This window comes from Affinundibacterium danionis (genome assembly GCF_042432465.1).
Lineage (GTDB): Bacteria > Pseudomonadota > Gammaproteobacteria > Burkholderiales > Burkholderiaceae_D > Undibacterium > Undibacterium danionis.
Genome location: NZ_JBHLXJ010000016.1, coordinates 263,875 through 277,765, shown reverse-complemented (window position 1 = coordinate 277,765; position 13,891 = coordinate 263,875). Strand labels below are relative to the sequence as shown.

Sequence of the window (13,891 nt, the reverse complement as noted above, 5' to 3'; positions counted from 1 at the left end):
CGTCGCTATGCACGAATTGAGGCCTAGCGAGCTATAACACATGAGGACCATATGGAACAATTTCACGGCACCACAATCTTGACAGTTCGTCGCGGTAATGTGGTGGCTTTAGGCGGTGACGGTCAAGTTACCTTAGGCAATATTGTCATGAAGGGTACTGCGCGCAAAGTGCGTAAGTTGTATCACAATAAAGTATTGGCTGGGTTTGCGGGAGGAACTGCCGACGCTTTTACCTTAATTGAGCGCTTCGAATCCAAATTGGAAAAACATCAAGGACATTTGATGCGCGCTTCAGTTGAATTGGCAAAAGATTGGCGTACAGATCGTATGTTGCGCCGTTTGGAAGCTATGCTATTAGTGGCAGATAAAGACAGTACTTTGGTGATTACCGGTAACGGTGATGTATTGGAGCCGAATAATGGTATTGGTGCGATTGGTTCGGGCGGTACGTTTGCCCAATCGGCGGCGATTGCCTTATTCGAGAATACTGAATTATCTCCTGTGGATATCGTGAAGAAATCTTTGACGATTGCTGGTGAGCTCTGCATTTACACCAATCTTTCGCACACGATAGAGACTCTGGAGTGATGCCGAGATTGCAGGAACGATTGTAGCAATGAATGCACCAATGACTGTAGACGAGTTTGGAAAAGAACCAGCTCAGTCAAAGAATGAAATGTAGAAGTATCGTAAAGATAAAGTGAAGAATTGAGATAGCTATGATGAATATGACGCCACAGGAAATTGTTTCTGAATTAGATAAGCATGTCGTTGGGCAGGATAAAGCTAAACGTGCCGTTGCGATTGCATTGCGTAACCGCTGGCGCCGTCAGCAAGTAGCTGAGCCTTTGCGTTATGAGATCACGCCTAAAAATATTCTGATGATAGGCCCCACAGGTGTTGGTAAAACTGAAATTGCCCGACGCTTAGCAAAATTAGCCGATGCGCCATTTATCAAAATTGAAGCGACCAAATTTACCGAAGTCGGTTATGTAGGGCGCGACGTTGATACGATTATCCGTGATTTGATTGATATCGGTATTAAACAAACCCGCGAGTCCGCCATGCGCAAAGTCAGGGCGCGTGCAGAGGATGCGGCAGAAGATCGCATTTTGGATGTGTTATTGCCGCCAGTTCGTGATTTTGGTATCGGTCAGGATGCCCAAGTAGAGCGTAATGGCAGCGATGGTGACAATGCAACGCGTCAAATTTTCAGAAAGCGTCTGCGTGAAGGTAGTCTAGACGATAAAGAAATAGAGATTGACGTCGCTGAGGCTGCGCCTCAGATGGAGATTATGGCACCGCCCGGCATGGAAGAAATGACCGAGCAAATTAAATCGATGTTTTCAGGAGCAGGTGCTGGACGTAAAAAAGCGCGTCGCTTGAAGATTAAAGATGCATTGAAGTTGATGATAGAGGAAGAAGCCGCGAAGCTGATTAATGAAGAAGAGCTAAAGCAAGATGCTATCAAGAACGTAGAGCAAAATGGTATTGTTTTTCTAGACGAAATCGACAAAATCGCGTCTCGTTCTGAGGCTGGTAGTGCCGAGGTTTCACGGGCTGGTGTGCAACGTGACTTACTGCCACTGGTAGAAGGTACTACGGTTAATACCAAGTTCGGTATGATCAAAACCGATCATATTTTGTTTATCGCTTCTGGCGCTTTCCATTTTGCTAAACCGTCTGACCTGATACCTGAATTGCAAGGACGTTTTCCGATTCGAGTCGAACTAGAGTCGCTTTCTATCGCAGATTTTGAATGCATTTTAACTAGCACAGACGCTTGCCTGACGCGTCAATATGAAGCGCTTTTAGCAACCGAAGGTGTAAAAATAGAGTTTTCCCCTGAGGGCATACAGCGCTTGGCGGGAATTGCTTATTCTGTCAATGAAACCACCGAGAACATTGGTGCCCGTCGTTTATACACGGTGATGGAAAAATTGCTGGAAGAAATCTCCTTCGATGCTCATCAGAATAGTGGAAAAACGGTCTTGATCGATGCTGCCTATGTTGAGCAACGTCTGCAGGCATTGTCGGTGGATGAAGACTTGTCTCGCTATGTGTTGTAGTAATGTCCTGTAGTGCGGTGCTGTAGCGCAGTACTGTAATTTTCAGAGCACAAAATAAGGGAGTGGCTGGATGGCGAATAAAAGTAGTGGCACACGCCAAAAACTGGTGTTCCGAATCGAGCCTGCTCAAGCCAAACCTCGTAATCCTATGGCCGCTTTGGCCAAGCGTAGCGGTGCCGGTAGCCATAGGAAAACTAGTGCCGTATTACGACAGGCACACAAGCAAGCGCTAAAAAAATTGCCAACCGATGGAGAAGCGGATTAAACTTAGGAATAGTATTGCTTGAACGCAATCAAGCTTATAAAAGGTGTCTATGCGGGGTTTTTAATGTCAGGCTGCAGAAAACGTAAGCATTTATACAAATATCGCTATCCGCACCGGAGACGCGATTTTGTTACGCGTATGCTGGTTGATTTAGGTATGTTTTACGCCGAATCGTTTGGCGCGATCAAAGCAATTTCTTTTTTGCGTGAAAAAAATGTACCTGACCCGGTGATCGCTCGGGTCATTCGTAATGATTACCCACTGTATTAGTGCTGACTGAATTGATCAACTAGGACATCTAGTCCGATTCGATCTTCGCATTGCGAGATAATAGTCGTTCTATCATATCTCGCGTCGCCACATTTTCAAACAAAACACCTGCCACCGCTTGGGTAATCGGCATTTCTATATTCAGTTCCATGGCTAGTGCTTTGACTGCCTGCGCGCAACGTACGCCTTCGGCGACATGGCCTAGCTCTTGAATAATAGTTCCCAAAGACTTGCCTTCTGCCAAAGCCAGTCCAACTTTGCGATTGCGCGATAAATTACCCGTGCAAGTAAGAATTAAGTCACCGACACCGGTTAAGCCCATTAGCGTTTCTTGCCGTCCACCGAGTGCGCCACAGAGTCGGCTGATCTCAGCCAAACCACGTGTCATCAAGGCTGCGCGCGCATTTAAACCCAGACCCAAGCCATCTGCAACGCCAGTCGCAATCGCCAGTATGTTTTTGACTGCCCCGCCGACTTCTACACCGATCACATCGTCGCTAGAGTACACCCGTAAATTAGGGCTGTGTGCCGCTTTCACTACTAATTGGCATAGCGCAGTTGATGAAGACGCAATGGTTAGGGCGCACGGCAGACCTTGTGCTACTTCCTGTGCAAAAGAAGGCCCCGACAGCGCTCCAGCCAATATCTGCTCGCCTAGCTCTTGTTTCACCACCTGATGCGGTAAAAGACGTGTATTTTCTTCAAAGCCTTTACATAACCAGACTACATTGCGTAAAGGATAGCTTGCACATTGTTTTAAAATGGGACGCAGACCCGCCACGGCACTGGCGATGATCAACAAGCTATCCTCTGAATTCGCATTGACCACGTGCTTTAGTGCGCCATCAAAATCTGCGCTTATCTGGAGTGAGGCAGGTAGCTGAAATCCTGGTAAGTACAGTTGATTTTCACGTAGGGTTTGCGCATTTTGCATCGCGAGCTGATTGCGTCCCCACAGTAAAACATTATTTTTTGCTGCGAGTGAAATCGCTAATGCCGTGCCCCATGCACCCGCACCCAGAACGGTAATATTCATAATTGATCTGCTTAATTTCGTTGTCGCCGAATTGGTTTGATATGTTGCTTAGCTAGTTCCGATGGCTGACATAAAAAAAGGACACTACGATGTCCTTAATTTTTTGTATCTCTGTGCGATGTTACAAACCCCACACATCAGCCGTTCTGACATAACCTGTTTGTCCATCTCTGTGTTTTACCTTCACCCACAGACCATTGGCTGGTTCTGCCATTTCCAATAAAACATTCTTGTCCGCACTAAATACCATCGTTGCCGATTCTTCGGCTGTGGCACGTATGCGAGCAGTTGGTACTTTGACGATTAGATTGCGGCGTGTTACCAGATCTTTGGCTTCTACCCAACTTAAATCACCTTGGGCATCACGTACCCGACACCAGGCACCAGAGGTCAAGATCACTTCAACTGGCATGCCTGCTGGCGCGACATAAATTTTCATACCACGTGCAGAAGGTGCGTCATACATGATGATGGGCGTAGCGCCGACCGAGCGGAATTCTAAGGCGTGGGATAGACCGGAGACTGAACTTAATCCTAATAATGCCAGTAGAGAAAGTCTGGAAATAAGGCGCATCGCGTAACCCTAGGATGAAGTCGAAACTAAATAAAAGAAAAACCCATTACTCCTAAAATAAGAGCAATGGGTCGGTCAAACAATTAGTGCGTTGTTGCAGCTGCTTCTGTTGTACCAGCATCTGCTGCCAATGCAGCTTGCTCAGCCATATTTGCTAAACGTTGTTGGTAGAATGCTTCGAAGTTGATTTCTGTCAAATGAATTGGAGGGAAACCAGCGCGGGAAATCGCATCAGCGATATTGGAACGCAGGTATGGATAGATAATGTTTGGGCAACCTATGCCTAACAATGGATCCATTTGCTCTTGTGGAATATTGCGTGCTTCGAAAATACCTGCTTGTTTTGCTTCTACTAAGAACGCTACTTTGTCCTTGATTTTCGCTGTGACTGTCACAGTGACTGTGGACTCAACGATGCCTTCAGCCAATGGTTCAGCCGCTACGTCTAAAGTTACTTCAACGCTAGGTGCATCTTGTTCTAAGAAGATCGCTGGAGAATTTGGTTGTTCGAGCGATAAATCTTTCAGATAAACGCGTTGAATTTGGAAAATTGGCTGCAAATTTTGGTCGGACATGTGAGACTTTCTTTAAATTCTATAAATTGATTGTGAACAGCGAGCTACTTACATAGGGACAAAAAACCAAGATTCAAGCCCCATTCTGTTTCGCTTTGATGTTGAGTCAGTTTGCTGATTTCAAGACGGCGAAACAGAATCAGTCTTCTATTGTAGCAAGTGAGACCAAAAAACCGCAATCAAAGCCGCTTGTGCACTGCAGTTTATGTTGGATTTAACAAAGAATCGAGCTTGCCAGCGCGATCTAAAGCCGATAAATCATCGAAACCACCAACATGTGTTTCCCCAATGTAAATTTGTGGCACGGTGCGGCGTCCGGTTTTTTGCATCATCGCTTCACGCACAGCAGGATCGAGATCGACCCGCACTTTTTCTATATCGGCCACGCCTTTGGCTTTTAACAGGCGTTCCGCCATGACACAGTAGGGACAAACCGCGGTGGAATACATAACAACATGGGCACTCATAACAACTCCCTTATTTAACTGTAGGCAAACCTTGCGACTGCCAAGCCGCAACGCCACCGTCTAAACTAAACGCTTGTTCAAATCCTGCTTTATTCAAAATAGCTACCGCACTACTCGAACGTACGCCGCTGGCGCAGACCGCAATGACGGTATGGGCTTTGGATTTTTCGATTTCCTTAAGGCGCGATTCGAGTTCATTTAAAGGTATGTTCTTCGCATTGGCTAAGTGGCCGCTGGCAAATTCTTCTGCGCTACGCACATCTAAGACTAAAGTTTTGCCTTGATTGATCTTTTGCGTTGCTTGTAATTGCGTCAGTCTCGCACCGCGTCTTTGCAGGCTAGGAAGTAACAAAGCACCGCCAGAAATGATGGCGATAGTAAGCAGAAATAGATTGTCGCTAATGAAATTCACAGTTTTCCCGTGTTAAGAATGGTTATAAGTGGTTAAAGACAAGCACCTCATTATAAAATAGATGGGGAATTTAGTTTTGAACTGATTGAAATTCCTACTGAATCATCTTAAACCCATCTTAAACTCAGCTAATTTAAGCAAATACCAAGCAAATATCATGTATAAAATTGTATTGATGCGTCACGGCGAATCCACTTGGAACCTCGATAATCGTTTTACTGGTTGGACCGATGTTGATCTGACCGAAAAAGGCGTTGCAGAAGCGCGCCAAGCCGGTAAGTTGCTGAAAGATGCAGGATTCACATTCGATTTGGCTTATACCTCGGTCTTGAAACGTGCGATTCGTACTTTGTGGGGCACTTTGGATGAGATGGATTTGATGTGGTTGCCAGTGCAACATGATTGGCGTTTGAATGAACGTCACTACGGTGCTTTGCAAGGTTTGAACAAAGCAGAAACAGCCGCCAAATATGGCGACGAGCAAGTTTTAGTATGGCGCCGCAGTTATGACACGCCGCCGAATCCTTTGGACGAGAATGACGAACGTACCTCGTTTAATGATCCACGCTATGCAGGTTTGCAACGTGCTCAGATTCCTTTAACTGAATGCTTAAAAGACACGGTGGCGCGCGTGGTTCCAGCCTGGGATGATTCCATCGCGCCAGCAATTCGTGCGGGCAAACGCATCATTGTTTCTGCCCATGGAAATAGTTTGCGTGCCTTGATCAAAATGTTAGATGGCATCAGCGATGACGCCATCGTAAATTTGAATATTCCTAACGGACAGCCTTTGGTATATGAGCTGGATGCTGACTTGAAACCGATTAAGAGCTATTACCTCGGTGACCAAGAAGCAATCGCTGCTGCATTAGCGGCGGTGGCGAGTCAAGGAAAGTCGAAGTAAGCCGAATGCCGTTTTCTTTACAGCAAAAGCTGCAACATCCCAACAAACCGTATTTACGCCGAGGTGTAAAAGCGGTTTGTCTGGCATGTAGTTTAGTCGGCATGTTGGGCGCTTGGTCGGATCCGACCTATGCTCAAAGCAATCGTGCCAAAGAAAAAAAACAGGCAGAGGCAACGCGGGTTGAGTTACAACAAAAACTCAAAGCCCTAAAGAAAGATATTAGTAAAACAGAATCCGCTAAAGAGCGAGCCAGCGATGCTTTGGAGGATTCTGAGCAAGCGATATCCGAGGCTAACCGTTCTATTCGTGACTTGCAGATAGAGCAGCAACAAGCCAACGAGCGGCTGAATCAATTGATCGCCGAGCAGGTTCGTTTGACTGCGCAAGTTGAGCAACAAAAAAAGCAGTTGTCTGATTTCTTACGCCGTCAGTATATGCATGGCGATAGCGACCGAATGAAATTATTGTTATCCGGAGATAATCCGAATCGCATTAATCGCGATATCCATTACATGAGTTATGTGTCACAGACTCAGGCCAAATTGATCGCAGCTTTGCGCACTAGTTTAGAAGAAATAGAAAAAAATAAAGTAGCGGCGCAAGAGACCAAAGATGAATTAGACGAGATCGCGCAAGAAGAGCGCGAGCATAAAAAAGGTCTAGAAAAAGAGAAAAAACGTCATACCGCTTTACTATCAGAATTAGCGAGTAAATTACACGCGCAAAAGAAAGAGGCTGAAAATCTGCAAAAAGATGAACAACGTTTGAGTAATTTGGTGACGCGCTTGAACAAATTAATGGAAGAACAAGCGAAAGCGGAACAGGCCCGCCTTGCCTTGCAAGAGAAGCAGCGTAAAGAACGGTTAGCACAGGAAAAAGCCCAACGCGACAAACAAATAGCGGGTCAGAATAAACATTCAGGCAAAGTCGTGAATGATGTTGAAGACAATAAAAATCTCAAGGTGGATCAAACACCCGTCCCAAGTGCTTTGGACGGACAAGAATTTGGTCGTTTGAAAGGACAGTTACGTTTGCCGGTGAAGGGCGAGTTGATCGCTAAATTTGGAAATAAGCGCGGTGACGGTCCTAGTTGGAAAGGCTTATTTATAAAGGCGAGCGAAGGGGCGGAAATCAAAGCTATCGCGCCAGGTAAAGTGGTTTTCGCTGAATGGTTACGTGGTTTTGGCAATATGATTATTCTCGATCACGGTGGTCAATATTTAAGTCTTTATAGCAATACGCAAGCTGTTCTGAAACATGTAGGCGATATGGTGAAGGCAGGTGACACGATAGCCAATGCGGGCAATAGCGGCGGCAATGAAGAAACCGGACTATACTTTGAAATGCGTTACAAAGGTCAGGTGTTTGATCCTCTGAATTGGGTGCGTAAATAAACTTGGAGTGACACAAGCAGCTCTACAAGTGAGCAAACTAATTCACGGTAAGTTTTTAATTATTTTTTGCGGTCAAATCCGTTGGGAATTATGGGTAGTAAATTAAAAAATTTTGGTTTGATCGGTTTTGGCGTGGTCGCGGGTATTGCCGCGTCCTTGCAGTATTCTGCCCTCGCGCAAAAAATGGGAGGCGGCCCTTTGCCTCTGGAAAAACTCAGTGAATTTTCAGAGGTGTTTGGCATGATCAAATCGGACTACGTAGAACCGATTGATGACGAAAAACTTTTGACCGAAGCGATGAATGGCATGGTGAGTTCACTTGATCCCCATTCCGCTTATCTGGACAAAAAAGCGTTTAAGGAATTACGTGAGGGAACCGAAGGCAAATTTGTTGGCTTGGGTGTCGAAGTCGCAATGGAAGATGGCTATGTCAAAATCGTCTCGCCTATCGAAGACTCTCCCGCTTACCGCGCTGGCATACAACCAGGTGACCTGATTACTCGTATTGATGGCGCACCAATTAAAGGTTTAAGTATCGATGATGCGGTCAAAAAAATGCGTGGAGAACCGAATTCTAAGATAACCTTAACCATAGCGCGTAAGACGGAAGATAAGCCTATCGTCGTGACTTTGACACGCGAATTAATCAAGCAACATAGCGTTAAAGGCAAAGTGATAGAACCTGGTTATGCTTGGTTGCGTATCTCGCAATTCCAAGAGCCGACGGTGGAAGACATGGTGAAAAAAATCAATGCCTTGTATGCGCAAGATCCGGCATTGAAAGGTTTGGTTTTAGATTTACGAAATGATCCAGGCGGTGTGCTGCCTGGCGCGGTCGGTGTATCTGCGGCGTTTTTGCCAAAAGATGTGGCAGTGGTTTCTACCAATGGACAGGTTGAAGATTCCAAGCGTACTTATTTCGCCAAGCGCGAGTTTTATGTCAACGGCACCGGTGGCGGCGATCCTTTGGCGAAATTGCCTGCCGCAATTAAAACCGTCCCGATTGTGGTTTTGATTAATACGGGCACCGCATCTGCATCGGAAATTGTGGCTGGCGCATTGCAGGATTATCGTCGTGCGGTTGTGTTGGGGACACAGAGTTTTGGTAAAGGCTCGGTGCAAACTGTGCATCAGATTTCCGCTGATACGGGAATCAAAATTACAACGGCGCGTTATTACACGCCGTTAGGCCGAGCTATTCAGGCGAAAGGCATTACGCCGGATTTACATGTAGAAGAAACGGCTGACGGTGATGGTTTTAACGCCTTACGCTCGCGCGAAGCGGATTTGGTCAAGCATTTAAGTAATGATAAAGAAGCGGAAAAAGAAGCCGAGGTGGAGAAAACTGCGGTGGATGAGCTGGAAGAAGAAAAACGTCTGATCGCATTGGCAAAGAAAAGCAAGGCCTTAGAGTATGGCAGTAAAGATGATTTTCAGTTGGCGCAAGCCTTGAATCATTTGAAAGGCTTGCCAGTGAAATTAGTCGCGGTGAAAACATCGGATGCCGCAACATCTCCTGTGACTACTGCAGCAACTGCCGCAGCACCCGTAAAAAGCAAAGCGGATAAGAAAGCAGAGCCAAAGAAAAAATAAAGCGCTGCTTTAAATATCAAATAGCTACATGCCCTCATCTTGGAGCTTAGCTTAGCTTAGTTTGCGTGGTTTGCAAGATGTGGGTATTCAGCGGTAAAGACAAAAAATGAACGACAACCAACTGCTACGCTATTCACGTCATATCCTGTTGGATCAAATCGGAATAGAAGGTCAACAAAAAATCCTTGCTGCGCATGCTTTGGTCATTGGTGCGGGTGGTTTGGGTTCGCCTGCGGCCTTGTATTTGGCCAGCGCTGGTATCGGCAAGTTAACGATCGTCGATGATGATGCAGTTGATTTGACTAATTTGCAGAGGCAGATTTTGCATACCACTGAGCGTGTTGGTCAGCATAAAGTGGATTCGGCAAAAATCAGTTTGCAAGCGCTTAATCCAGAAATCACCATCGTCGCTTTAAAAGAACGTTTACAAGGCGAACGTCTGCAAACATTGATCGAAAGTGCTACGGTCGTTTTAGATTGCAGCGATAATTTTACTACTCGTCATGCTGTGAATGCCGCATGTGTGAAGGCGGGTGTGCCGCTGGTATCGGGCGCTGCGATTTCATTTGACGGACAGCTTAGCGTGTTTGATACGCGTATTAAAGATGCGCCGTGCTACGCATGTTTATTCCCACCTGATCAGCAATTCGAAGAAGTGCAATGTTCAACTATGGGCGTCTTTGCACCTCTGGTGGGCATTATCGGCACTATGCAAGCAGCAGAAGCCTTGAAGTTGGTCATGGGTTTAGGCCAATCTACTGCAGGACGCCTTTTGTTGCTCGATACGTTAACGATGGAATGGAATACCATAGGCTTTAGCAAAAATAGTGATTGTCCGGTTTGCGGGAGGCCACATGACTAAGACTGAACAATTAAGACTGTACAACTAAGGTCGCCGACAAAGTACCACGCAAGGCATTGCAAAGCATAATTTCATCCGCCACTAAAACGTCTTCTATCGTCAAGGATTTTTCCTGTGCTCGCAGATGCTGATCTTCCAACAGAATCGCGCGCATGATGCCCGGTAGTACACCATCGCTGAGCGGTGGTGTGTACCAATTCTGACCAATCCGCACGAATAAATTACTACGTCCGCCCTCCGTCACATGAGCTTCACGGTTGACGAATAAATAGTCAAATCCGCCTGCTTGCTCTGCTGCTTTCCAGGCGGCGTCGTAGATTTGTCTATGGCTGCTTTTGTGCTTCAAAAATAAGGCTTCGGTTGCGCATACTTCATTTTTGAAGAATAGTTTTACGGGTGTAGTCAATGCTTGCAATGGCGCGTGTTGAATTTGTAGTTGACCATCTGATCGCAAACCAAGACGCAAGCGATAGTCGGTATCGCTTGCGAGCTGTGCGTAGTATGAATTTAATTCGTCAATAATTTTTGCCTGATCAAATATAAATCCAAAAAAGTCCGCAGAGTTTTGTAGGCGTTGTAGGTGACGACTCAGATGGCGACAACCATCTGTTCGAGTCGCATACATGGTTTCAAATAACTCAAATGCCGGCTGTAAACCAGTGAGAAATTTTGCTTTCAGCTGGCACTCGGCAAATTCTGCATTTGCCCTACTGTCATACACGATGCCAGCACCGACTCCCATACTACCCTTGCGCATTCCTTGCGGATTGGTCGCGCTGAGTTGCAAGGTCCGAATCGGTACCGATAAACAAAAATCACCCAAACGTTCTTGCGAAGCCGGCGGATCGAACCAACCTATTGCGCCCGTGTAGATACCACGATCTTCGGTTTCCAGTTCGCGTATGATTTCCATCGTCCTATGTTTTGGCGCGCCAGTAATGGAGCCACAGGGAAATAGCGCGCGCATGACTTCTGCCAAATTCAATTCAGGACGCAATTGCGCTTCTATGCTGGACGTCATTTGCAATACGCTAGAGTAGCGATTGACTTCAAATAGCGCCGGCACTTTAACGCTACCTGTGCGTGCGATGCGACCCAAGTCATTGCGCAGCAAATCAACGATCATCAGATTTTCAGCGCGATTCTTGGGATCTTGACTTAAGGCTGTTGCTGTCAATTGGTCTTGGACTTCATCACCGCTGGCGGCTGCAGTTCCCTTCATTGGTCGTGCGAACAAATGTCCTGTCATGTGGCGAATGAAAAGCTCGGGCGAGAAAGATAAAATCGCGGAACCATCGGGCAAATGAATAAACGCGCCGTAAGGCACAGGCTGACGTCGGCGCAGTGCTAAATATAAGTTAAGCGCTGAACCATAGCTTTGAAAATGTAAGCGATAAGTATAGTTAACCTGATAGGTATCGCCCGCTGCAATATATGCGCGGATTTGTTCTATCGCCGAAGTAAATGCCTCCGCCGTGACATTCGCATGTAATTGTCGAATGCCTGCAATTTGATTTTGACTATGTCGTTCTAGCCATGACAAGATGCTTTCTTTGTCTAGTTGTTGGCAACGTTCAAAAATAAGAAATTGTGAAACGCTACTTTGCTGATCAAGTTGTTCGCGAGTCTCGATAGCTTGTAACTGCGCGCCAGTTTCATAGCTGAGTAATGCCACTACAAAATGTCCGGCATTTAAAGTTTCTTGCACTTGTTGCCACACCAAATCCCAGTCTGTAATTTGAGGGCATGTCAGCGTTTGTCGGTATCTAGAATAGAGGCGTGAGCAGGGACCATCACTGCGCGCGTCATCGAGCAAGGCGAAACAATGATGCGGATCAAAAGAAATGTCAGGCGCTTGAAAGGTAGAAGACACAGTCGATACGTGGAGATTAGAATCCGCGTTAGTTTACTCGTAGTTTTAAAATCATGCGCCGCTTTGTTTTGTTGAAACTTTTGTTAACTAAAGTTAAAAGCCGCAAAAAAACAAAAAATGTGTAACCAAATTCAATCGTTAGCGTTAGCTGTAGAGAGACGCCACAAACGCGCTATAATGCGCTCACGAAGCGGCTCTAATTCGTTTAGACCATGCGTAAAACATCAGGTTGCGTTTTATTTATTTACCTCGCTTATTTTAATTATATTGCCATGACAAAAAAATCTCCTATCGCCTTGGCGGCACTCCTGTTAGCCCTTGGAACTAGTGCAATTACTCTGCTTCCTATCTCAGCGCAAGCGCAAACTGCGGAAAAGAAAGATCAATCTAAAGAAGTTATTCGTGCTGAGTGGACCAAACCATGGCAAGAAATTCAAGCATTGATTAATGATAAAAAATTTCCTGAGGCATTAGAAAAAATTAATGGATTAAGTAAATTCGAAAACAAAACGCCTTATGAAAATTTTTTCCTTAGCCGAACCAAGGCTGTGATCGCTTCTGGCACTAATGACAACGAGTTATTGGCGACTTGTTTTGAAGAGATGATTAATGGTGAATTTTTGACCGCAGCGGAAAAATTAAAGTACACGGAAGCGATGGCGGGTATCTATTACAACGGAAAAAAATACAAAGAAGCGCAAATCTGGACTAAACGTTATTTGGCAATGGACCCAAACAACGTAATGATGCAAGACTTGGAAGTGCAAAATTACTATCTGAGCGATGATTATGCCAATGCTGCTAAAGCGGTGAAGATACAAATTGCTGCTGATGAGGCTGCAAAACGTGTACCTGGTGAAACACGTTTGCGCTTGTTGCACGGTTCAAGTATGAAAATGAAGGATGTTGAAGGTTCCACTAAGGCGTTAGAGCTGCTGGTTAAATATCATCCCACGAAAGAATATTGGGCAGACTTGTTATATCGTTTGCCAAATAAGCCAGGATTCAATGATCGACTGCGTTTAGATTGGTATCGCTTATTGCTCGCGACTGACACCATGGAAGATGGTTCTCAGTTCATGGAGATGGCTGAAACGGCATTGTTGGCAGGTTTGCCACTAGAAGCTAAACACATCATGGAAGCTGGTTACAAAGCGAATTTGCTAGGGACAGGCAAAATGGTGGCTAAGCATAAGCCCCTGTTAGATAAAGCGACGAAGCAAGCCGCCGACGATGCGAAAACTTTAGATGCAGGTGAAGCGTCTGCCAAAGCTGCTAAAACAGGTTTGGGTATGGTCAATATGGGCTATAACCTTGTGATTAATGGTCAACATGAACGCGGTATTAGCTTGATCGAACAAGGTATCGCTAAGGGTGGATTGAAATCCCCAGAAGAAGCTAAATTACACTTAGGTATGGCGTATCTGCAAGCAGGTAACAAAGAAAAAGCATTTGAAGTATTGAAGACGGTACAGGGTACGGATGGCGTTATGGAGTTGGCACAGTATTGGATGCTGATGAAATAATCTGAAAATAAAGAGCAATGATGCTGCATTGTTTTTTTATTTTCTTAACATCGGTTTGTTGACTCAATTTG

15 protein-coding genes are annotated in these 13,891 nt (G+C 45.5%); 9 read left to right on the top strand and 6 right to left on the bottom strand.

The window, feature by feature from the left end; translation table 11 throughout:
* The first annotated feature begins 51 nt into the window (after positions 1-51).
* The 4 genes from hslV (at position 52) to ACFFJH_RS15720 (ending at position 2,604) form a co-directional block, all read left to right on the top strand.
* Positions 52-588: an ATP-dependent protease subunit HslV gene (hslV, locus tag ACFFJH_RS15735; RefSeq protein ID WP_390213882.1), complete on the top strand. Its 537-nt coding sequence runs from the start codon at positions 52-54 to the stop codon at positions 586-588.
* A gap of 134 nt (positions 589-722) precedes the next feature.
* The gene (hslU, locus tag ACFFJH_RS15730; protein ID WP_390213920.1) at positions 723-2,069 is read left to right on the top strand and encodes an ATP-dependent protease ATPase subunit HslU; all 1,347 of its coding nucleotides are present in this window, start codon (positions 723-725) and stop codon (positions 2,067-2,069) included.
* 70 nt (positions 2,070-2,139) lie between these two features.
* Positions 2,140-2,334: a hypothetical protein gene (locus ACFFJH_RS15725; protein WP_390213881.1), complete on the top strand. Its 195-nt coding sequence runs from the start codon at positions 2,140-2,142 to the stop codon at positions 2,332-2,334.
* Between the two features lie 63 nt (positions 2,335-2,397).
* A complete protein-coding gene (locus ACFFJH_RS15720) occupies positions 2,398-2,604 on the top strand; it encodes a hypothetical protein (RefSeq protein WP_390213880.1) in 207 nt (68 codons plus the stop codon).
* A gap of 28 nt (positions 2,605-2,632) precedes the next feature.
* Here the strand turns inward: ACFFJH_RS15720 and ACFFJH_RS15715 are convergent, their stop codons facing one another.
* The 5 genes from ACFFJH_RS15715 to ACFFJH_RS15695 form a co-directional block, all read right to left on the bottom strand.
* Positions 2,633-3,640, bottom strand: a complete 1,008-nt coding sequence (locus ACFFJH_RS15715) for an NAD(P)H-dependent glycerol-3-phosphate dehydrogenase (RefSeq protein WP_390213879.1) — start codon at positions 3,638-3,640, stop codon at positions 2,633-2,635.
* A 121-nt stretch (positions 3,641-3,761) separates the two neighbouring features.
* A complete protein-coding gene (locus ACFFJH_RS15710; RefSeq protein WP_390213878.1) occupies positions 3,762-4,214 on the bottom strand; it encodes an SH3 domain-containing protein in 453 nt (150 codons plus the stop codon).
* Between the two features lie 83 nt (positions 4,215-4,297).
* Complete coding sequence (gene secB / locus ACFFJH_RS15705) at positions 4,298-4,789, bottom strand: protein-export chaperone SecB (protein ID WP_390213877.1); 492 nt, start codon at positions 4,787-4,789, stop codon at positions 4,298-4,300.
* Between the two features lie 203 nt (positions 4,790-4,992).
* Complete coding sequence (gene grxC / locus ACFFJH_RS15700; protein ID WP_390213876.1) at positions 4,993-5,256, bottom strand: glutaredoxin 3; 264 nt, start codon at positions 5,254-5,256, stop codon at positions 4,993-4,995.
* A 10-nt stretch (positions 5,257-5,266) separates the two neighbouring features.
* Entirely contained in the window at positions 5,267-5,668 is a 402-nt protein-coding gene (locus ACFFJH_RS15695) for a rhodanese-like domain-containing protein (RefSeq protein WP_390213875.1), read from the bottom strand.
* 157 nt (positions 5,669-5,825) lie between these two features.
* Between ACFFJH_RS15695 and gpmA the strand changes: the two genes are divergently transcribed.
* The 4 genes from gpmA to ACFFJH_RS15675 all read left to right on the top strand — a co-directional run bounded on the left by gpmA (position 5,826) and on the right by ACFFJH_RS15675 (position 10,421).
* Positions 5,826-6,572 (top strand): 2,3-diphosphoglycerate-dependent phosphoglycerate mutase, encoded by a 747-nt coding sequence (gpmA, locus tag ACFFJH_RS15690; protein WP_390213874.1) that lies wholly within the window; start codon positions 5,826-5,828, stop codon positions 6,570-6,572.
* A 5-nt stretch (positions 6,573-6,577) separates the two neighbouring features.
* Positions 6,578-7,966, top strand: a complete 1,389-nt coding sequence (locus ACFFJH_RS15685) for a murein hydrolase activator EnvC family protein (RefSeq protein ID WP_390213873.1) — start codon at positions 6,578-6,580, stop codon at positions 7,964-7,966.
* Positions 7,967-8,056: 90 nt separating this feature from the next.
* Positions 8,057-9,559: a S41 family peptidase gene (locus tag ACFFJH_RS15680; protein WP_390213872.1), complete on the top strand. Its 1,503-nt coding sequence runs from the start codon at positions 8,057-8,059 to the stop codon at positions 9,557-9,559.
* Positions 9,560-9,665: 106 nt separating this feature from the next.
* A complete protein-coding gene (locus tag ACFFJH_RS15675; protein WP_390213871.1) occupies positions 9,666-10,421 on the top strand; it encodes a HesA/MoeB/ThiF family protein in 756 nt (251 codons plus the stop codon).
* 10 nt (positions 10,422-10,431) lie between these two features.
* Here ACFFJH_RS15675 and pabB read toward each other — a convergent pair whose 3' ends face one another.
* The gene (gene pabB / locus ACFFJH_RS15670; protein WP_390213870.1) at positions 10,432-12,294 is read right to left on the bottom strand and encodes an aminodeoxychorismate synthase component I; all 1,863 of its coding nucleotides are present in this window, start codon (positions 12,292-12,294) and stop codon (positions 10,432-10,434) included.
* 272 nt (positions 12,295-12,566) lie between these two features.
* Here pabB and ACFFJH_RS15665 point away from each other — a divergent pair, with 272 nt between their 5' ends.
* Positions 12,567-13,820, top strand: coding sequence for a hypothetical protein (locus tag ACFFJH_RS15665; RefSeq protein WP_390213869.1), 1,254 nt, complete (start codon positions 12,567-12,569; stop codon positions 13,818-13,820).
* Positions 13,821-13,891: the final 71 nt, after the last annotated feature.

Coding starts and splice junctions, on each gene's coding strand:
- secB (WP_390213877.1), bottom strand. CDS start 4,789: ATGTCCGACCAAAATTTGCAGCCAATTTTCCAAATTCAACGCGTTTAT.
- ACFFJH_RS15680 (WP_390213872.1), top strand. CDS start 8,057: ATGGGTAGTAAATTAAAAAATTTTGGTTTGATCGGTTTTGGCGTGGTC.
- hslV (WP_390213882.1), top strand. CDS start 52: ATGGAACAATTTCACGGCACCACAATCTTGACAGTTCGTCGCGGTAAT.
- ACFFJH_RS15710 (WP_390213878.1), bottom strand. CDS start 4,214: ATGCGCCTTATTTCCAGACTTTCTCTACTGGCATTATTAGGATTAAGT.
- grxC (WP_390213876.1), bottom strand. CDS start 5,256: ATGAGTGCCCATGTTGTTATGTATTCCACCGCGGTTTGTCCCTACTGT.
- ACFFJH_RS15720 (WP_390213880.1), top strand. CDS start 2,398: ATGTCAGGCTGCAGAAAACGTAAGCATTTATACAAATATCGCTATCCG.
- ACFFJH_RS15725 (WP_390213881.1), top strand. CDS start 2,140: ATGGCGAATAAAAGTAGTGGCACACGCCAAAAACTGGTGTTCCGAATC.
- ACFFJH_RS15715 (WP_390213879.1), bottom strand. CDS start 3,640: ATGAATATTACCGTTCTGGGTGCGGGTGCATGGGGCACGGCATTAGCG.
- hslU (WP_390213920.1), top strand. CDS start 723: ATGAATATGACGCCACAGGAAATTGTTTCTGAATTAGATAAGCATGTC.
- gpmA (WP_390213874.1), top strand. CDS start 5,826: ATGTATAAAATTGTATTGATGCGTCACGGCGAATCCACTTGGAACCTC.
- ACFFJH_RS15685 (WP_390213873.1), top strand. CDS start 6,578: ATGCCGTTTTCTTTACAGCAAAAGCTGCAACATCCCAACAAACCGTAT.
- ACFFJH_RS15665 (WP_390213869.1), top strand. CDS start 12,567: ATGACAAAAAAATCTCCTATCGCCTTGGCGGCACTCCTGTTAGCCCTT.
- ACFFJH_RS15675 (WP_390213871.1), top strand. CDS start 9,666: ATGAACGACAACCAACTGCTACGCTATTCACGTCATATCCTGTTGGAT.